The sequence below is a fragment of the Hyalangium ruber genome (genome assembly GCF_034259325.1).
GTDB classification, from domain to species: Bacteria; Myxococcota; Myxococcia; order Myxococcales; family Myxococcaceae; genus Hyalangium_A; species Hyalangium_A rubrum.
In genome coordinates, this window is the sequence record NZ_JAXIVS010000008.1 from 367,766 (window position 1) to 384,891 (window position 17,126).

The 17,126-nt window shown below is 68.9% G+C and carries 15 protein-coding genes; 6 read left to right on the forward strand and 9 right to left on the reverse strand.

The genetic code is table 11. The features are described from left to right. Positions 1 to 95 precede the first annotated feature (95 nt). Complete coding sequence (locus SYV04_RS24475; protein ID WP_321548290.1) at positions 96 to 920, forward strand: LysM peptidoglycan-binding domain-containing protein; 825 nt, start codon at positions 96 to 98, stop codon at positions 918 to 920. Between the two features lie 22 nt (positions 921 to 942). Here SYV04_RS24475 and SYV04_RS24480 read toward each other — a convergent pair whose 3' ends face one another. Together SYV04_RS24480 and SYV04_RS24485 are read right to left on the reverse strand one after the other, a co-directional pair. Continuing rightward, a complete protein-coding gene (locus SYV04_RS24480; protein WP_321548291.1) occupies positions 943 to 2,589 on the reverse strand; it encodes an OmpA family protein in 1,647 nt (548 codons plus the stop codon). Between the two features lie 90 nt (positions 2,590 to 2,679). Continuing rightward, positions 2,680 to 4,902 carry a DUF5011 domain-containing protein gene (locus SYV04_RS24485; protein ID WP_321548292.1) on the reverse strand — a complete coding sequence of 741 codons (2,223 nt, stop codon included), beginning with the start codon at positions 4,900 to 4,902 and terminating at the stop codon, positions 2,680 to 2,682. A gap of 366 nt (positions 4,903 to 5,268) precedes the next feature. On the opposite strand from SYV04_RS24485, the gene SYV04_RS24490 reads away from it, so the two are divergent. Continuing rightward, positions 5,269 to 5,796: an Isoquinoline 1-oxidoreductase subunit gene (locus SYV04_RS24490; protein WP_321548293.1), complete on the forward strand. Its 528-nt coding sequence runs from the start codon at positions 5,269 to 5,271 to the stop codon at positions 5,794 to 5,796. A gap of 21 nt (positions 5,797 to 5,817) precedes the next feature. On the opposite strand, the gene SYV04_RS24495 is transcribed toward SYV04_RS24490, so the two are convergent. The 4 genes from SYV04_RS24495 to SYV04_RS24510 all read right to left on the reverse strand — a co-directional run bounded on the left by SYV04_RS24495 (position 5,818) and on the right by SYV04_RS24510 (position 9,578). Further along, on the reverse strand, positions 5,818 to 6,303 hold the full coding sequence (locus SYV04_RS24495) for a hypothetical protein (RefSeq protein ID WP_321548294.1): 486 nt from the start codon (positions 6,301 to 6,303) through the stop codon (positions 5,818 to 5,820). 2 nt (positions 6,304 to 6,305) lie between these two features. Continuing rightward, positions 6,306 to 6,725, reverse strand: coding sequence for a hypothetical protein (locus SYV04_RS24500; protein ID WP_321548295.1), 420 nt, complete (start codon positions 6,723 to 6,725; stop codon positions 6,306 to 6,308). A 178-nt stretch (positions 6,726 to 6,903) separates the two neighbouring features. Further along, positions 6,904 to 9,111: a xanthine dehydrogenase family protein molybdopterin-binding subunit gene (locus tag SYV04_RS24505; RefSeq protein WP_321548296.1), complete on the reverse strand. Its 2,208-nt coding sequence runs from the start codon at positions 9,109 to 9,111 to the stop codon at positions 6,904 to 6,906. After that, positions 9,108 to 9,578, reverse strand: a complete 471-nt coding sequence (locus SYV04_RS24510) for a (2Fe-2S)-binding protein (RefSeq protein WP_321548297.1) — start codon at positions 9,576 to 9,578, stop codon at positions 9,108 to 9,110. The genes SYV04_RS24505 and SYV04_RS24510 overlap by 4 nt, the downstream gene beginning before the upstream one ends. Positions 9,579 to 9,686: 108 nt before the next feature. Between SYV04_RS24510 and SYV04_RS24515 the strand changes: the two genes are divergently transcribed. The 3 genes from SYV04_RS24515 to SYV04_RS24525 all read left to right on the forward strand — a co-directional run bounded on the left by SYV04_RS24515 (position 9,687) and on the right by SYV04_RS24525 (position 12,893). Then, positions 9,687 to 10,670: a bile acid:sodium symporter family protein gene (locus tag SYV04_RS24515; protein ID WP_321548298.1), complete on the forward strand. Its 984-nt coding sequence runs from the start codon at positions 9,687 to 9,689 to the stop codon at positions 10,668 to 10,670. An 82-nt stretch (positions 10,671 to 10,752) separates the two neighbouring features. Then, positions 10,753 to 11,481, forward strand: a complete 729-nt coding sequence (locus SYV04_RS24520) for a response regulator transcription factor (RefSeq protein ID WP_321548299.1) — start codon at positions 10,753 to 10,755, stop codon at positions 11,479 to 11,481. Further along, entirely contained in the window at positions 11,478 to 12,893 is a 1,416-nt protein-coding gene (locus SYV04_RS24525) for a sensor histidine kinase (protein WP_321548300.1), read from the forward strand. Before SYV04_RS24520 ends, SYV04_RS24525 begins: the two co-directional genes overlap by 4 nt. A 19-nt stretch (positions 12,894 to 12,912) precedes the next feature. Here SYV04_RS24525 and SYV04_RS24530 read toward each other — a convergent pair whose 3' ends face one another. Genes SYV04_RS24530 through SYV04_RS24540 form a run of 3 tightly spaced genes read right to left on the reverse strand, consistent with a single transcriptional unit; the run spans position 12,913 to position 15,555 of the window. Then, positions 12,913 to 13,539 (reverse strand): DUF47 domain-containing protein, encoded by a 627-nt coding sequence (locus tag SYV04_RS24530; protein WP_321548301.1) that lies wholly within the window; start codon positions 13,537 to 13,539, stop codon positions 12,913 to 12,915. A gap of 43 nt (positions 13,540 to 13,582) precedes the next feature. Then, complete coding sequence (locus tag SYV04_RS24535; protein ID WP_321548302.1) at positions 13,583 to 14,752, reverse strand: porin; 1,170 nt, start codon at positions 14,750 to 14,752, stop codon at positions 13,583 to 13,585. Between the two features lie 38 nt (positions 14,753 to 14,790). Then, entirely contained in the window at positions 14,791 to 15,555 is a 765-nt protein-coding gene (locus SYV04_RS24540; protein ID WP_321548303.1) for a VTC domain-containing protein, read from the reverse strand. 512 nt (positions 15,556 to 16,067) lie between these two features. Between SYV04_RS24540 and SYV04_RS24545 the strand changes: the two genes are divergently transcribed. Next, a complete protein-coding gene (locus SYV04_RS24545) occupies positions 16,068 to 17,057 on the forward strand; it encodes an aldo/keto reductase (RefSeq protein WP_321548304.1) in 990 nt (329 codons plus the stop codon). The last annotated feature ends 69 nt before the right edge of the window (positions 17,058 to 17,126 follow it).

Below are 17,126 nucleotides of genomic sequence, written 5' to 3' on the forward strand. Positions count from 1 at the left end.
GCTGGCGTTTTTTTGCCTACAGCACGCAACCTTTTCTCACCTCGGACGACAACTAGGGAAAGTTCTCAAACTTCAAGGGTTCTGGAGGCTTTCCCATGCAGACCAACAACTCCGTTCGCCGTCCGACCGACCACTCCGTGCAGCGTGGCGACACCCTGACCAAGCTGGCCAAGAAGTACGGCACGACGGTGGACGCGCTGGTCCAGAAGAACAACATCTCCAACCCGAACCTGATCCGCGTCGGCCAGAAGCTCATCATCCCCGACGGCTTCGACCGCCCGACGAACCGCCCCGCCACCAGCCCCCCGGGCATGCCCGGCTCTTCGACCGGTTCTCCCTCGTCCGCCGCTCCCACGGGCGGCACGGCCCCGGTGGCCGGCGCGACCGGCGGCAATGGCCAGGGCGTGACGGCGGCGCAGCTGCGGCAGATCATGCCGAACCTCTCGCAGGCCAAGGCGGACGAGTATCTGCCGCACATCAACCGCGCCATGCAGGAGGCCGGTATCAACACCAAGCAGCGTCAGGCGATGTTCCTGGCGCAGCTGGCGCACGAGAGCGGCGGGCTGCGTTACATGGAGGAGATCGCCTCCGGCGCCGCGTACGAGGGCCGCCGCGACCTGGGCAACACCCAGCCGGGCGACGGCACGCGCTTCAAGGGCCGCGGCCCCATCCAGCTCACCGGCCGCTCCAACTACGCGGCGGCGGGGCGGGACCTGGGCATCGACCTGGTGAACAACCCCCAGCGCGCCGCTCAGCCGGACGTGGGCTTCCGTGTGGCGGCCTGGTACTGGAACACCCGCGGCCTGAACACCCACGCGGACCAGGGCAACTTCCGCGAAGTCACCCGCCGCATCAACGGCGGCTACAACGGCCTGGCCGACCGCGAGGCGTACTACCGCCGCGCCCTCGCCGCCCTGTAGTCCAGGGCGGTACCCCCACCGGCTACGACGCGTCGTCCTGCTGGTGGGTGATGAACTCGACGCGCCGGTTGGCGACGCGCCCCGCCTCGGTGGCGTTCGACTGAACCGGCCGGTCCTCGCCGAAGCCCTTGGGCTCCATGCGCTCGAGGGCCACGCCCTGGCCGAGCAGGTATTCGCGCACCGCCTCCGAGCGGCGCTGTGAAAGCTTGCGGTTGTAGTCGGCGGGGCCCTCTCCCGAGGTGTGGCCCTCGATGGTCACCCGGAGGATCTCCGGGTGCGTCACGAGGATGCGCGCCACCTTGTCGAGCAGCGGGTAGCTGCGGGGCTGGATGGTGGCCTTGTTGTAGTCGAAGTGGATCGTGTCGGTGAGCTTGATGCGGTCCTTCTGCAGCGACACCACCGGCTCGGTGAACACCGGGCAGCCCAGGTTGTCCACGGGGCCGGCCTCGTCCGGGCAAGAGTCCTGCGAGTCCACCAGGCTGTCCCCATCCATGTCCACGGCGGGCTCCTCGCTCACCATGGCCACGGCCACTTCCTGCCCATCCAGCGAGTCCGTCGTGTCCTCGGCGACCGGGCCCTCCCAGTCCTTGGGCACGCAGCCGCCCGCGTCCACCAGGCCCTTCTCCGTCGGGCAGGTGTCCTCGGCGTTGGCCACGCCATCCCCGTCGCCGTCCATGTCCGGGCACACGCGGGAATCATTCCGGCCCCCGGCGCCACAGGCCGGCGCGCTCTTGCCGTAGGAGACGCCCAGCAGCACGCGGTAGTCCGGCGTGCCCGGCGCGTTGCCGAAGCCCAGGCCCGCCATCGCATACCCCTCGACCGACGGGTTGAGCGGCATCCGCGCGCCGCCCAGCGTCTCCACGGAGTAGCCCGTGCGCCGGAAGGGAACGGAGCCGTTGATCGCGAACTCGCCGCGCAGGCCTCGGCCCATGCTGGCGATGACGCCGCCCAGGCGCAGCTCGTGGCCCAGCTCGTCCTGGATGTTCTCGTCCGGCGTGAGAATGACGCGCGGTCGCCACATGAGGCCCGCGCTGAAGGCCCCGCGCAGGGAGTTGGAGAGGCGGCGGCCCACCATCAGCGTGGGCGCCAGCCGCAGCTCCTGGGCCAGAGCCTGGCTGTTGCCCAGCCGAGGGCTGCCCTGCACCCCGAAGGCGAGGTCCACCGTGTCGTTGTCCGCCTCCGACAGCAGCTTCACGCGCGCCGCCAGCGTGGGCGTGCCGAGCGCCAGCCCCTGCCGGGGAATGCCGGCCCCGTACTGCGTCAGGTCATCGCCGCGCTGCGCGAGCACCACGGGCAACTGCGCCGACAGCTCGAACCGGCCCCAGAGGCCATAGGCCATGCCCAGGTGCGCCGTGGCCCGGTAGCCCACCATGGCTCCCAGTCGGGAGTCGTTGCGGAAGAGCACCAGCGGGTTGTTCTCGTAGTGGCTGGTGACGGAGAGCCGGTAGTCGCCGTCCTGCAGCAGCTCGCCCGTGCCCATCAGCATCGAGCCCACGCCGCTGGCGTTCAGCTCCAGGCGCTCCAGCTCGAAGGAGGGCAGCGCGCCGCCCTGCGACTGGGCCGAGGCGGTGGTGCCCCACAGCAGCGCCGCGAGGGCCCACAGCGGAGCGCGGCGTCGTGAGGGCGAGGAGGAAATCATCGGGGAGACGAGGGGCGTGGCTCCAGACATGAGCTCTCTCAAAGGGGAAAGACGAAGGGAGGAGGGGAGCGGCCCCGGTTTCTGGCTCCGGGGCCACTCTCGAGGGTGTCGACGGAGGCGCTAGCCGTGGCGCTTCCGGAGGGCCTTCAGGAGCGAGAGGGCCACCAGCCCCAGCACCGCCAGGGACGAGGCGCCGTTGCCGCTCGCCGAGCAGCCCGCGTGACCGCCGCCCAGCAGCGCGCCATCCCACAGCTCGGGCTTCGGGGCCTCGGGCAGCGCCCGCGACATCACGGTGACGGTCGAGGTGCAGCTGGCCCGGTTGCCCGAGGCGTCCGTCGCCGTGTACGTGAGCGTCGTCTCACCCAGCGGGAAGACGCTGTCCTGGGGCGCGGCCACGCGCACCCCCCGGTCACACGTGTCCATGGCCGTCGCCTCGCCCGGCGTGACGGAGGTCAGGCCGCCCTCGAGGATCTCCGTGACGATGGGCGCGGGGCACACGATGGCGGGAGGCGTGGTGTCACGCACCCGCACCTTGCGGGTGACCGTGGTGCTGTGGTTGTCGGGATCCGTCACGCGGAAGGTCACCTCGTAGTCGCCCGGGACGCTCGCGTCGACGGAACCGCTGGTCACGATGGCGTTCGTCAGCGGACCGGCGCACTGGTCATGCGCCGTGGCGCCCAGCTCGGTGTACGTCACGCCACACTCCGCGTTCAGGGTCGCCGCGCCCTTGAGCGTCAGGTTCGGCGCCAGTGTGTCGGCCACCTGGACCTGCCGCGTCTTCGGCGTCGCGCTGTTGCCGGCCGAGTCCGTCACCTCGTAGCGGACCGTGTAGGTCCCCTTGCGGCTTGCGTCCACCGTGCCGGTCTTGACGATCGCACCCGTCATGTCCCCGGCGCACAAGTCATTCGCGTTGGCGCCCGCATCGTTGTACTGGCCGCCGCACTCCGCCTGCGCCGAGCTCGGGCCCGCCAGCGTCAGGGTCGGCACCACGCGGTCCTGAATGCTCACCGTGGCGGTACACGAGGCGCTGTGGCCCGCCGCGTCCGTGCAGGTCAGCGTCACCGACGTCGAGCCGATGCCGTAGGGGCCCGCCACGCTCGGCGTGCAGCCCACCAGGTCGTTGTCCTGATCCGACGAGCCGTCATTCACGTCGGCTGCGAAGCCGCAGGCATCCCGCGCGACGATCGCCACGTCCTTGCACCGGGCCACGGGCGGGTGGCTGGAGGGCGGAGGAACGATCTTGCAGGAGGCGGAGCACTCGCCGATGTCGCCCGAGGAGTCGCGCGTGCGGCCGTTGCCGTGGCCGGCATCGCACTCCTCGCCGTGGAGCGTGTCCACCACGCCATCGCCGCACCAGTTGTTGCGGCAGGACCAGGAGCACGTCTCGTTCGCGCCCTGTCCCGGCAGCGCGCGCTGGCCGTTGAGGTTGTCGCCCAGGTCGCACTCCTCGCCGGCGGGCGTCTCGGAGAGGCCGCAGCCGGCGCCCGCCGCCATCGCGCCCTGCACCAGCACGTAGGGCGTGCCCGTGTGGAGCGTGGGCTCCGGGGTGCTGTAGTCCGTATAGGTCTGCTGGCCCGGCACGGGCGTCCCGTTGGAGTTCTTGCCCAGCGCCGCGTAGGCAAAGTTGCGATCCGGGTACTGGGTGAACACCGAGCGCGCCGTGCAGCCGTTGCCCGCGAGCGCATCATCCGCGAGCTGCTGCGAGAGGGTGCCCGGGGCCATGGAGAAGAGGTGCCCGCTGTTGGCGCAGCCCACGCCCGCCACCTGGAAGGTGCCGAACTTCTCCAGCAGTGGCACCGGCGTGCCCGCGGGCGCGTCCTTATATGCGCAGCCCAGGGCCACATACAGGCCCGTGAGCCGGGGGCGCTCGACCGCCACCGCGATGGCGTTCTCCACGAGGTTCGGGGTGTTGTTGGTGCTCGGGTCGGCGCCGATGATGACGACGTTGCCGTCGACGATGTGGCCCCAGGCCGAGCGGCTGTCGACCGCCGCCTGGAACGCGTCCGTGCCGCCCTGGCAGGCCGCGTCGCCGATGATGAGCGCGCGGTACCTCATGAACTGCTGGGCCTTCATCGCGCGCCACTGCTCCGGGGAGACCACCTCGACCGAGTGCCCCAGGCTGGCGGCGGCCTGCGCCTCGCGGCTCTGGTCGCCTCCGCTCACGCTGCTGCCGAGGATGAGGACCTTCTGGGTGCTGTAGGCCTCTTGCTGGAGGGTGCGCAGGGTGTCCGGCGCATTCACCTCCGCGAGCGGCTCTCCACTGCAGGCGCTGGCCACCCACGCGATCAGCACCCCCGACACTCCCCACATGCCTCTGTGCTGGCTCTTCTGATTCGAACGCATGGCCCACCTCGGTGCCGTGTTGGCTGACACCACCCCTGGTATTCCCTAGCCCGACTGCAACCCCCGGCCTCCTGTGCGGAGGCCCGCCCGGCGGCTTGCTGCATGCCGAAGCGATCGCGAACATGAACATCCCCGGTAGATGCGCAAGCCTGTGCGTCGAGGGCGAAGTTCTGGTTTGTCCTGAATCGTGTCGCGCGGTGGATGGAGCGGGGGCCATGTGCCACGCTCGCGCGCATGCGAGGTCTTCCAGTTGCCACTCTGGCGTTAGGCGCGGCCGCGATGGTGGCTGGCTGCAGGTCCTCTTGCTCGCCTGCTCCTCAGGCGGTCATTCGCTCGGAAGTCGACTCCGGAGCGGGGCTGAAGCCCGTGGCGGAGTTCTCCCGCATCGCCGATCCGGCTGCTCGCTCGGTTGCTCTCTTCGTCGAGGCGGGGAAGGTCATCAGCCATCCGCGGTGCAGCAATTGTCATCCCGCGGACGGAGTCCCTCGGCAGGGGATGGATCAGCACCCGCATGTCCCGACGGTGTCCGGGGGCGCAGAGGGCCACGGGACTCCGGGCCTGCCCTGTACCTCCTGTCATCGGGCGGCCAACACGCCCACGGTGGGCGCGACGGTGCGGAGCATCCCGGGCAACCCGAAGTGGGCCCTGGCGCCGGCGGAGATGGCGTGGGTGGGCAAGTCGCTGGGCTCCATCTGCGAGCAGCTCAAGGATCGCCAGCGCAACGGGGGCAAGAGCCTGGCCGAGCTTCAGCACCACATGGCCGAGGACGCCCTGGTCGGCTGGGGCTGGAACCCCGGGCCGGGCTTGGAGCCCGTGCCCGGCACGCAGAAGGCGTTCGGTGAGCTGATCCAGGCCTGGATCGACACCGGCGCCCACTGTCCGGCGCCCTATTAGGGCCAGGACTCACTGGCCGCGCTATGCGGGGTGGATGCCGTGTCGGGCGGCCACTTGCCGCGCGTATTCGATGCCGTCGAGCATCTGCTGGCGGGAATGCCGATGCTTGGGCAGCCTGCGCACCCGGCGCTCGGTGTCTGCCAACATGGCGAAGGCGTCTTCCGCTTGCTCGGGGAAGCGGGGCAAGGACTGCACGTAGATCGTCGAGATGTGAAAGCGGTTCCAGAGAGCCGGGAAGCCCAGCCGCTTCACCCGGCGCAGCCACGGCCCAAAGTCTTTCCAAGGTCGGCTCTGACCGAATGCCTCGTCTACGACGTCCAGCGCCGTCAGACGCTTGAGGTGCAGACGTTCGGCGGGGCTTCGTGCCTCTCGTGCGAACTGCCGCTCCAGGTCTGTGAGTGCGGCCACGAACACTTCAAAGGGCTGTTCAGCGTAAGTCAGCCCAAACGTCAGCCACTCGCGCTGCTCGGCAACTGTGCTCCACCACTCCTCACGAGAGCGCGCCACGGTTAGAACCCTCCAAGACATTCGATGTCGTTGACCTTCTCAGGCCAGTGACCGGTTGCGCGGCATTGCTGGTAGCAGGCACGGCAGATCGTCTGTCCGTGCTGGCCTCGCTTCTCGTATTCGCCCCCCTGCGCGATGCACTGATTCCAATAGTCGAGGCACTTCTTGGTCCTCTCCCGGAGTTCTTCCGGCGACAGGTCCGTGAGAGGCGGCAACGCATCGGGCCCGTTCTTGGGTTCCTGCTTTGGCGCCCGCTTCGGCGCCTGCCTGGGAGCTACTGCCCCGCAGCGCTCGTACTGGCCCGGATTCTTCTTGAGGCAGCAAGTGATCGTTGAATCGGTCTGATTGCACTCGACGGGTTGCGCGATGGCCTCGCCCCGCTTCGCGGGGGCGTCCCCAATTTCGGACACGGCGCCTGCCATGCCTGATCCGCCTGTGCCTCGGTGCGCTGCCTGGGTGGAGCTACAGCCCGCCGCGCCATAGAGCGCGACACCCAGCAAGAGCGCGCGAGCAACCGAGCCCCGCCCGTGTCCGTTTTGGTTCACTAGGCTCTTGCGGCAAGGCCTTAAAGGTTGCGTGGTGTAGCTCACCATAAGGAGTTTAGTCCTGTCGCATCGCCGCGAGGCGCCGCGGCGTCAGCGGCAGCTCGCGCACCCGCAGGCCCGTGGCGTCGAAGACGGCGTTGGCGAGTGCCGCGACAGTGGGCCCTTGCGAGGCCTCGCCCGCTCCGAGGAACGGCTCTCCGGGGCGATCGATGAGCTCCACCTCGACGGGAGGGACCTCCGAGAAGGTGAGGATCGGATAGGTGCTCCAGTCGCGCGAGAGGATGCGGCGCTCGTCGTACTGGACCGCCTCCTTCAGGCTCCAGCTCAGGGACTGGACCAGCCCGCCCTCGAGCTGGTTGATGAGCCCGTCCGGGTTGACCACCTCGCCCGCATCGGCCGCCAGGACGGCCCGGACCACCCGGATGGCGTGGCTCTTCGGATCGACGAGGACCTCCAGGCAGATGGCGCAGTAGCTGGCGAGGTTCTTGTAGCGGGCGAAGCCGATGCCCCGTCCGCGGTGGGGCTCGCGGCGGTAGGTGGACCAGCCGAAGCGCTCCGCCGCCTTGACGATGACAGCCTGGGCCCGCGCGTCCCGGAGCTGGCGGAGGCGGAACTCGACGGGATCGACGCGCGCCGCGTGTGCCAGCTCGTCCATGAAGGACTCGATGGCGAAGACATTGGTGTAGGCGCCCAGGGCGCGATGGGAGGAGACCCGCAGGGGCATCTCCGTCACCAGGTGGGTGGTCACCCGCTGGCTGGGAAACGCATAGAGCGGGATGGCGTTGCGGTCGGCCGAGTAGTTCGGAGGACCGCCGCCCCAGGGGACCGGCATGGGGAAGGGCTTGGCCAGGGAGCGTCCGGCCAGCAGGTTTCCAGGATTGCCGCCTGGCCGTGTGCCGTGCGGGGTGGACCAGAGTTCGTAGGTCCAATCGAGCACGTCCCCGTTCTCGTCGATGCCCGCGCGAACCCGCGTCACCATCGCAGGGCCATACGGCTCCCAGGTGTGCTCGTCCTCACGAGACCACTGCACACGCACGGGCCGGTGGGGCAGGGCACGCGCCAGGAGCGCGGCGTCGGCGGCGGCGTCATCCGCGCCGTTGTGGCCGTAGCAGCCCGAGCCGTGCATGTGCTGGCCGTGTACCTTGTCCTTCGACAGGCCGAGCATCTTCGCGATGGCCTCGGCGGTGTCGAAGACGCTCTGGCTGTGGGTCTGGACGGTCAAGCTCTCGCCGTTCCAGGTGGCCACGGCGCACGAGGGGCCAATCGCGCCATGCATCTGGTAGGGGCGCCGGTAGCTGGCCTCCAGGGTGCGCACCGGGGCAGGGCCGGCCGGGCGCTGCGTGTCCTGGATGGTGGTGTCCTGGGACGGCTGGCCCATCAGCCAGGCGTAGGGATCGAGGGGCAGGGACGCGCGCTCCTGCCAGCGGGCGGCGCGGGCCAGGCTCGCGGCGGCGCGGATCGCCAGCCACTCCTTGGTGGCGATCACCCCCAGGAAGTCTCCGTCGCGCACGACCTTCAAGACGCCTGGCATGCGCTCCACGGCGGAGACCTCTACATCGAGGAGCTTCGCGCCATAGGAAGGAGGGCGGACCACCCGGCCATGCACCAGGGCGTCGGGCCGGAAGTCCTGCACGAAGATGCTCTCACCCACGACCTTGGGAGGCAGATCGCGGCGCGGGACTGATTGGCCCACATAGCGCCGCTCGGAGGCGGGCTTGGGCGCGACGGAGCCGGTCGCCTCCCGGTTCAGCGCGCGATCGCCGACGAGGCTCCAGTAGGTGGTGGTGCCACCCTTGCCCGGGGCCGTGATCGTTCCATCGGTGACGCGCAGCCGCGCCGCAGGCACGCCCAGGCGCTCGCTGGCCATGGCCACCAGGATGGCGCGCACCTCGGCGGCGGCGTGGCGCACCGCTGTGCCGCCCTCGGGCATGGACATGCTGCCGGCAGTCGTCCCTTGGTTGGGGCACAGGGTGGTGTCGCCGGAGATAATCTCCAGCCGGGCGAGTTCGATATCCAGCTCGTCCGCGCAGATCTGCCCGAGCGCCGTCAGGACACCCTGGCCCAGCTCCACCTTGCCGGTTTTCAGCGTGACGATGCCGTTCGCGCCGACGCGCAGCCAGGCGTCGAGCTGGCGCGTCCTCTCCAGGTCTCGGGGGAGCCTCTTCGGGCCCTGCTTCTGGCCGAAGGCGCGCGGGCCGGTCAGGGCGAAGGCCAGCACCAACGCGCCTTGCAGGAACGTGCGGCGGTCGAGGTGCGCGCTCATTCCGGCTTCTCCGCCGCAGCGCGCATCACGGCGCGCACGATGCGGTTGTGCGAGCCACACCGGCACAGGTTGGCGTCCAGCGCGGTGCGGACCTCCGCCTCCGAGGGAGTGGCCTTCTCTCGCAGCAGCGCCTCCGCCGTCATGATCATGCCCGGGATGCAGTAGGCGCACTGGCCCGCCTGCTCGGTCAGGAAGGCGCGCTGGAGCCGGGACAGCGTGCCCTCCGGTCTCCGCACCAGCCCCTCCAAGGTGGTGAGCTGCTGCCCGACCAGTGAGGCGGCCGGGACGATGCAGGAGCGCAGCGGGGCGCCGTTGCTCAGCACCGTGCAGGTACCGCACTGTCCGACGCCGCAGCCGTACTTCGCTCCGTTCAGGCCGAGCTCATCGCGCAGCACATAGAGGAGCGGCGTGTCCTCCTCCGCATCGATGAGGTGGTTGTCGCCATTGACGCTCAGGGTGAATGCCATCCGGTGCTCTCCCGGCCGGGGAGACTAACAAGCCGCTGGGTTTACCCAGGCCTGACTCTCGCGCCCATCCTCTGGTGTTCGACACTCGGGGGTGGCAAGAGCGACTCCATGATCTTGCGCGTTGTCCAACGGCTCTCCCGGGACTGGTTCCTGGTGGGGATGATCCTTGCGGTGGTGCTCGCCGCGCTCTTCCCGGACTTCGGCCGTTCCGGCGGGCCCATGCACGCGGATGTGGTCGCCAACGTGGGCATCTTCGCGGTCTTCTTCCTCCATGGCTTCGGGCTGTCCGCGGAGCGCATGAAGGCTGGCGTGACGAGGTGGCGGCTGCACCTGCTCGTGCAGTCGTTCACCTTCGGCGTGTTCCCGCTGCTGTGGCTGCTGCTCGACACGCTCGGAGGCCGGTGGATCCCGAGCGATCTGTCCTTGGGGTTCCTCTATCTGTGTGCCGTCCCATCGACCATCTCCTCCTCGGTGGCGATGACGGGCATCGCCCGGGGCAACGTCGCGGGCGCCATCTTCAACGCGAGCCTGTCGAGCCTGCTGGGAATCGTCCTCACGCCGCTGATCGTCAGCGTGCTGTCCACGACCACCGGACAGTCGCTCTCGCTGGTCGATGCCGTCCTCAAGCTGGCGGTGCTGCTCCTGCTGCCCCTGGTCCTGGGGCAGGTGATGCGGCCCCTCGTCGGCCGGTGGTTCGCCCGCTACCAGCGCTACACCCACGCCTTCGATCGGCTCGTCATCCTGCTGCTGGTGTACGCCTCGTTCTGCGACTCGGTCGCCGCCGGCTCCTTCACCCGGTATGGCGGCGGAGTCCTGGCCATCTCGCTGGTGGGCGCGGCGCTCATCCTCGCGGTGGTGCTGGTGCTGACCACGACCGCGTCACGCTGGGCGAGGTTCGAGAAGGAGGACGAGATCGCCGCGGTCTTCTGTGGCTCGAAGAAGACGCTGGCCTCGGGAGTCCCCATGGCCCGGCTGCTGTTCGGCGCGCACCCTGGTCTGGGGCTCATCGTCCTGCCGCTGATGTTCTACCACCAGCTTCAGTTGATCGTCTGCTCGGTGCTGGCCGAGCGCTATGCCTCCCGCCCGCAGTGAAGGCAAGGGGGGCGTGACCTCGTAATATTTCGTCATCTTCCTGAAGTTCCGCGGTCATCCACGTGCGTCAGGGTCGCTCTGCATGGATCAGATGACACGCACCCTGGTCGAGGAGGGGACCGTCCAGATCCTGCTGGTGGAGGACGACGAGCGGCTGGCCCGGCTCACCGCCCGCTACCTGCAGGAGCACGGCCTCGTCGTCACCGTCGCCCGCACCGGTTCGGAGGGCCTCGCGGAGGCCAGCCGCCACGCCTTTGACGTCATCCTGTTGGACTTGATGCTCCCGGGCCGCGATGGCCTGGAGGTGTGCCGGGAGCTGCGCACCCGGAGCGATGTCCCCATCATCATGGTCACCGCCCGAGGAGAGGAGGCGGACCGGGTGCTGGGGCTGGAGACGGGGGCGGATGACTACCTGCCCAAGCCGTACTCCTCGCGCGAGCTGCTGGCGCGCATCCGCGCCCAGGTGCGCAGGGCGCGGGGCCAGGCGGGCCCTGCCACCCAACCGATTCAGGTGGGCCGGCTGCTGCTCGACCCCCGCAGCCTCACCGCCACCCTGGACGGCCGGGTGCTGTCGCTGACGAGCTATGAGTTCGGACTGCTGCGGGTGTTGGCCGAGCGCTCCGGCAGGGTGCTCAGCCGCGAGCAGCTCCTGGATCTCGTCAAGGGCAGCGCGGATGAGGTATTCGATCGCTCCATCGACGTGCATATCTTCCGAATCCGGCAGAAGATCGAAGAGGATCCGCGTAGCCCTCGGCTGCTCAAGACGGTGCGCGGCGCGGGCTACCTGTTGGCTCGCGGGGAAGAGTCTTGAGCCGGAAGCGCTTTCGGCTCCCGGGCGGGCTGCTGCTCCGCATCTACCTGGTGGGTATCGCCCAGTTCGTTCTCATCGTCATGGTGGTGATCAGCACCCGAGACCTCATCGCGGAGCCTCCTCCGACGCGGCGGGATCCCGAGCAGCAGATGGCCTTCCTGGTTTCGGAGTGGTCGTTGTTCCTGCGGCAGCCCGAGGCGTTGCAGGCGGCGATGGAGCGGTCGGCGCACCACCTCGGGACTCAAGCGACGATTCGCACCCTGGAGGGCCAGGTGCTGGCCTCCAGCGCCTCGCCTCCGCTGGATGCGCTCTCCACCGAGGCGCTCGAGCAGCTCTCGCGGGAGCACGCCTTGGTTGAAGGGGAGCCTCCCCGGATGGCTGCGGCGATCCTCCCGAGGGAGGGGCCAGCGGAGGCGTACGTCGTGTTCGGGCAGCGGCTTCATCGAGGGCCGCCCCGGGGGCCTCCTCGCGGCCCGCCGCCCATCAACTTCGCGGTGCTCATCACACTGGTGCTGGGCTGCACGGCCATCACCTCCATTGCGTTCGCCCGGACGCTGGCGGTGCCCTTGCAACGGCTGGCGGAGGTAGCTCGCGCCTTCGGTACGGGGAAGTTGGATGCCCGCGTGCGCCTGCGTCGCCGTGACGAGCTGGGGCAGGTGGCCGACGCCTTCAATGAGATGGCAGAGCACATCACCCGCTTGCTCCGCTCTCAGAAGGAGCTGCTCGCCAACGTGTCGCATGAGCTACGCACGCCGCTGGCGCGCATCCGCGTGGCGCTGGACCTGGCGGCCGAGGGGGACGCGGAGCTGGCCCGGGAGTCCCTGGCGGACATCACCACGGACCTGACGGAGCTGGAGCGGCTGATCTCGGACGTGCTCACGGCGGCCCGGTTGGATCTCGCCACGGACCAGACGCCCGGCGCCGTGCCGCCGCTGCGCCGGGAGCGGGTAGAGGTGCAGCCCCTCATCGACAAGGCTACGGCACGCTTCCGGGCGGACCGTCCAGGGCATCAGTTGGAAGTGAGCGTGGAAGGGCCGCTGCCCGCGTTGGATGCGGACCCGGTGCTGCTGCGCCGCGCGCTGGACAACCTGCTGGACAACGCGGGCAAGTACTCGGAGCCCGGCACCACGGTGCGGCTGACGGCCCGGCGCACGGAGACGGGCCTCACGTTCGAGGTGGCCGATCAGGGGATCGGCATCGACGCGAGCGACATGCCCCACCTCTTCACGCCGTTCTTCCGCAGCGACCGGAGCCGGGCTCGGACCACGGGTGGAGTGGGGTTGGGGCTCGCGCTCGCCCGCCGCATCGTCGTGGCGCACGGGGGCACGCTGGTGCTGGAGAGCCAGTCGGGCGCGGGCACCAAGGCTCGCATCGACCTGCCCGAGTACAAGAGCACGACAGAATCGCAGTGAGAGACTGCATCCTTCGGCGTCAGGAGTGCTCCAGGACCACACCTTCAATGACGTCGGCGACGTCGAGGCAGCGGTCCGTGGCGGTTTCGAGGAGATCGTAAATCTCCTTCCATTTGATGACGGTGAGGTGGTCGGCGCCGCTCTTGAAGAGCCGCCCCATCCCCGCGCGCAGGGCCTCGTCCGCCTGCGTCTCCAAACGCTTGATGTCCTTGCACCCGGTCAGGATCTGCTCTGGCTGCTTGATGAGCCGCAGCTTCGAGACCACCTCCTGGACCTTCTCCGTCGACAGCACCAGCAGGCGCGCCAGCTCCGTGGCCTCCGGCAGGCTGGAGGGGATCTCGTAGAAGTGGAGCCGAGACGCCGCGGCGTTGGTGAAGTCCAGCACGTCGTCGATGCGTGACAGCAGCGAGTGGATCTGCGTCCGATCGAATGGGGTGATGAACTCCTTGTGCAGCCGGGTGAAGGCGACGTGCGTCACGGAGTCGCCCTTGTGCTCCAGCTCCTTGAGCGCCTGCACCCGGGACGCCACGTCCCGGTAGTCGCTCAGCAGGGAGTGCAGCAGCCGCGCGCCCTCGACGGTCACCGCGCACTGGGCGTCGAAGTCATCGAAGAAGTGATCGGATCGGGGCATCAACTTTTGGAGCATGGAACCTCCCGCACACGTTGTGACCGCACTGCCTGGAGCCGCATCAGAAGTTCACCTGCAGCTGGACCAGCAGGGCTCGCCGCGAGGCGAGGTCCTCGTCCAGGGCGAGGAGTGAGGCGGGGACCTCCGCGCCCGCCTTGCGGACCTCGAACTGCGCCTGCACCCGCCACAGGTCCCACTGCCCGGCGTTGAGGCCCAGAGCGCCCTCCCAGAGCAGGTCCGAGGAGCGGTCGAGGTCCGGATCGAGCGCCGAGAGCATCGCAAAGGGCTCGACATATGCCCCGCCCGCGCTGGTTCCGCCCCAGCGCCACGCCGTCACCGCGCGCCCGGTGAGCAGGGGCCCCTCCGTTCCCGTGAGGAAGGTGGCGCGCCCGGCGTGTACCTCCGCCCAGGTGCGCAGGCCGCCTTGGCTGAGCGGGAGCGTGTGCTGGACATCCAGCCCGCTCATCCAGCTGTGGTGGTCACTGTTGGAGTTGGCGCCCGCGGGCTGCAGCAGCGCAGAGGCCCCCACCTCCCAGTTGCCCGAGGCCCACGTGCCCCGGAGCGCGGGGACGAGGCCGAGCCCCTTGTCGAGCGCGATCTTCTTGTCCGTGTCACGCGTCTGCCACACCCCCGCGCGCAGCTTCAGGTCCTGCGTGCAGCCTGCACACTTCCACTCGAGCTGGGCGCCCGTGCTCCGGCCGGTGAAGCCCAGGGCGCTGTTCAGCACATCGCGCAGCAGGCCGCGCCGGACGAGCGGAAGGCTCCGGGTCGATTCGAGCTCCACCAGAGAGAGGGGTACTTTGAAGCGGCCGGCCCGGACGGAGAGTCCCTTGGTGACCTTCAGCCAGGCGAAGGCATCCTTCAGCTCACCCTGCGCCGCATCGAACTCCACCACGGCGCGCAGGCGCTTCTTCCACTTGTAGGTGAACTCGAGGCGCGCGGCGGGGACGGTGAGCTCTCCGGCCCACGCGCCGCCCTGCGGAACCTCCAGCGTCTCGCGCACGGACATGCGTCCTCCCACTTCCACCGAGCCGAGCGCGGTGGAGAGGGTGAGCGGCGCATCGTCCGTGGCGGGTGTCGCGGGTTCCGAAGCCGGGGGTTCCGTGTCTGGAGGGGCGGGGGCATCCGAGGGCGTCAGCGCCGGCTCTTGTGCGCGGGCGGGACGGCCTGTGAGCAGGAGCGTGGCGAGGAGCACGCCCCAGAGGGACGGGCAGCGGAGCAGGGAAGTCATCACGAGGTGAAAGTCCTTGAGAGGGGCGGCGCGGCCAGCTACCGGGAGCCAGGCAGGAGCCGCGTGCCGCCGAAGAGGGCGCGCATTCCCTGCTCGAACTTCGAGCCCTGGGTCTCGGAGTGCTCCAGGGGCTGGAGGGCCTTCTCCAGCCACGAGGGCCCGCGACCCAGCCACTTCACTTCGAGCAAGGGGACCGACGCGCGCTGGAGCACTTGCGTGGGCGCGGCGGCCCCTCCAGGAGTGGGCGGAAGCGCGAAGGTGAGCTCCTCGTCCAGGGTGATGCGGACCAGGCCCAGGGGGGCCATGTGGGTGGTGCGCCGGTACCAGGCCATCACCCACGGCTTCACCGGGCCGAGGGTGGACTGCCGCAGCAGCGCGCTCGCCGGGCTCGACTCGGGCAGCGGGTCGCCCGACAGCAGCGCGTTCGCCTCTTCCGCCGAGAGCAGGCAGCGCGCCTTCATGCGGCGCTCGCCGGTGCTGATCTTCAGCTCGAGGTAGCGCACGCCGGTCAGGATGGGAGCATCGGTGAGTTGCGCTGCTCCCGCGTACTCCCGCAGCCGCAGGCGCTGGGCCAGGCCGCTTCCACGGGAGCCCAGCAGGTCCAGCTCCTCCGTGTCGAAGTACGTCGTGCGCGTGAAGGCGTACGGGTGGTCCAGCGCGTACACGAGGGGCTCGGTGAAGGGCCCCACGGCGCAGAGGAAGTCCTCGACCGCCTCACGAGGGGGCTGAAACCGACGCTCGTGATCCAATTCAGGTGAGGAGTGCTCCATCGAAGAAGAACCCGTGTAGGCGAGGGCGCTCATGGGGGTGGTCTCGTTCCGGTTGCATGCCGGCGCTGGGGCTGCGAGGAGACACCCTGCCTGGGGGCTGTGACTTGTTCGTTGCGTGTCTGTGACGAAGTATTTCCTTGGCGGAAGCTCGTTCCGTGAGCCTGAGCGGTCGCCATTATCAAGCAAGGCTTAACAGCCCATTAGCTCCCTGGTGCCTAGTCCGCTGAGGGACCAGGGCTTATTTCTCTGGTGTCGCTTCAACATCAGGGGATGGAAATGAAACTGCTCGCCGCGACGGTCATGTCGCTTGCGCTGTTCGCTTCGGCGTTCGCCCAGACAAACCCCACGAGAGCCGCCACGGGGCCGGGCGCCCCCCCGGTCGCCTCAAGCGGGAATTCACAGACGCTGCAGACACCGCGATGACGCATATCGCCATTCAGGAACAGCTCGACGGCAAGGTCGTCGAGTGGATGGAGAAGGTCAGCGACGCGCAGTACGGCGAGCTGCCGTAAGCGTGCTCGAGCCCACGCAAAGGAGAAGAGACAATGCAGAAGCGCAAACTCGGAAACAGCAATCTGGAGGTCTCGGCGCTCGGGCTCGGCTGCATGGGACTGAGCTTTGGCTACGGCCCGGCCGTGGACACGCAGCAGGGGATCTCGTTGATCCGGTCGGCCGTCGAACGCGGCGTCACGTTCTTCGACACCGCCGAGGTCTACGGCCCGTTCACGAACGAAGCGCTTGTCGGTGAAGCCCTCGCGCCCTTTCGCGGGCAAGTGGTGATCGCCACCAAGTTCGGGTTCAAACTCGATTCCAACGGGAAGCAGGCGGGCCTGGACAGTCGGCCCGAGCACATCAAGGAGGTCGCCGAGGCCTCCCTCAAGCGACTCAAGGTCGAGGCCATCGATCTGCTCTACCAGCACCGTGTGGATCCGAATGTGCCGATCGAAGACGTGGCGGGAGCGGTGAAGGAGCTGATCCATGCAGGCAAGGTCAAGCACTTCGGCCTTTCCGAGGCTGGAGCCAAGACGATTCGCCGCGCACACGCGGTCCAGCCGGTCACCGCGGTCCAGAGCGAATACTCGCTGTGGACGAGAGGCCCCGAAGCCGAAGTGCTGCCGACCCTCGAGGAGCTCGGCATCGGGTTCGTTCCCTTCAGCCCATTGGGCAAGGGCTTCCTGACGGGCAAGATGAACGAACACACCCAGTTCGACAAGAGCGACTTCCGCAGCATTCTTCCGCGCTTCACGCCGGAGGCACTCCTGGCGAATCAGGCCCTCGTCGATCTGCTCGGCAAGGTCGCGGAACGGAAGAAAGCAACCCCGGCCCAGATAGCGCTTGCGTGGCTCCTGGCGCAGAAGCCGTGGATCGTACCCATCCCGGGCACCACGAAGCTGAACCGTCTGGAGGAGAACATCGGGGCCGCCAAGGTCGAGCTGACGCCTGGCGATCTGAATGAGATCGATAGCGCTGCCTCGAGGATCACGGTGCAAGGGGCTCGCTATCCCGAGAACCTGGAGCGAATGACCGGTCGCTGAGCACGGTGAAATGCGAGTCGCAGAGACTCAGGGCCGGAGTGGGTGTACCGGTTCGAGCGGTTGAGGCAA

What these genes read in the sequence shown, in the direction of transcription:
- SYV04_RS24545 (WP_321548304.1), top strand. Translation starts at nt 16,068, where the DNA reads ATGCAGAAGCGCAAACTCGGAAACAGCAATCTGGAGGTCTCGGCGCTC.
- SYV04_RS24505 (WP_321548296.1), bottom strand. Translation starts at nt 9,111, where the DNA reads ATGAGCGCGCACCTCGACCGCCGCACGTTCCTGCAAGGCGCGTTGGTG.
- SYV04_RS24480 (WP_321548291.1), bottom strand. Translation starts at nt 2,589, where the DNA reads ATGTCTGGAGCCACGCCCCTCGTCTCCCCGATGATTTCCTCCTCGCCC.
- SYV04_RS24475 (WP_321548290.1), top strand. Translation starts at nt 96, where the DNA reads ATGCAGACCAACAACTCCGTTCGCCGTCCGACCGACCACTCCGTGCAG.
- SYV04_RS24520 (WP_321548299.1), top strand. Translation starts at nt 10,753, where the DNA reads ATGGATCAGATGACACGCACCCTGGTCGAGGAGGGGACCGTCCAGATC.
- SYV04_RS24540 (WP_321548303.1), bottom strand. Translation starts at nt 15,555, where the DNA reads ATGAGCGCCCTCGCCTACACGGGTTCTTCTTCGATGGAGCACTCCTCA.
- SYV04_RS24510 (WP_321548297.1), bottom strand. Translation starts at nt 9,578, where the DNA reads ATGGCATTCACCCTGAGCGTCAATGGCGACAACCACCTCATCGATGCG.
- SYV04_RS24535 (WP_321548302.1), bottom strand. Translation starts at nt 14,752, where the DNA reads ATGACTTCCCTGCTCCGCTGCCCGTCCCTCTGGGGCGTGCTCCTCGCC.
- SYV04_RS24530 (WP_321548301.1), bottom strand. Translation starts at nt 13,539, where the DNA reads ATGCTCCAAAAGTTGATGCCCCGATCCGATCACTTCTTCGATGACTTC.
- SYV04_RS24485 (WP_321548292.1), bottom strand. Translation starts at nt 4,902, where the DNA reads ATGCGTTCGAATCAGAAGAGCCAGCACAGAGGCATGTGGGGAGTGTCG.
- SYV04_RS24515 (WP_321548298.1), top strand. Translation starts at nt 9,687, where the DNA reads ATGATCTTGCGCGTTGTCCAACGGCTCTCCCGGGACTGGTTCCTGGTG.
- SYV04_RS24500 (WP_321548295.1), bottom strand. Translation starts at nt 6,725, where the DNA reads ATGGCAGGCGCCGTGTCCGAAATTGGGGACGCCCCCGCGAAGCGGGGC.